1 protein-coding gene is annotated in these 522 nt (G+C 41.0%); it reads right to left on the reverse strand.

The genetic code is table 11. The features are described 5' to 3' along the window. Positions 1-522 (reverse strand): phage portal protein (locus tag ACIPNH_RS01240; protein ID WP_400771146.1); only part of this gene is annotated, 522 nt, incomplete at both ends.

Consider the following 522-nt stretch of genomic DNA (forward strand, 5'->3'; position numbering starts at 1 on the left):
CACGTCTTTGATCTTCTGCTATTTCTTGGTCAATTTCTTCTACATCGTAACCCATTTCTGATACTACTTCCGATCGACTCTTAAATCCATTTCTTACTGCCATTTGCTGTGCTTGCTGATCTTTTAGCGGATCGACCCAATCAAATCCCTGTGGTATCCATTTTACTTCTTTTTTTGCTCCTTCTTTTCCCTTTGTCCATTCTTCACCTATGTCTAGCTCTCCAGAAAGTAGTGCTAACTCTAACCACCTATCCCATACAGGACGGCAAAACTGAAATACCATAATGTTATGCTGTAACATCGTGCACCTCCTGCGAAACTCTATCAATCCTGCTCGAATGGATGAATAATTAACGCCTGTTAAATCTCCTGTTAGCTGTTCATATGTTATCCCTGTACCAATCGCTATTGCCCTGAGTTGCTGTCTTATAAACGCTTCATAACTTCCTCCAACATCTGACGGTTCTGAAAATTTTATGTCTTCTCCTGGGTCTAAAAGCTGCATTGTTCCTGGCTCTAAAC

This window comes from Wolbachia endosymbiont of Drosophila barbarae, from assembly GCF_044752445.1.
Taxonomy (GTDB): Bacteria; Pseudomonadota; Alphaproteobacteria; order Rickettsiales; family Anaplasmataceae; genus Wolbachia; species Wolbachia pipientis.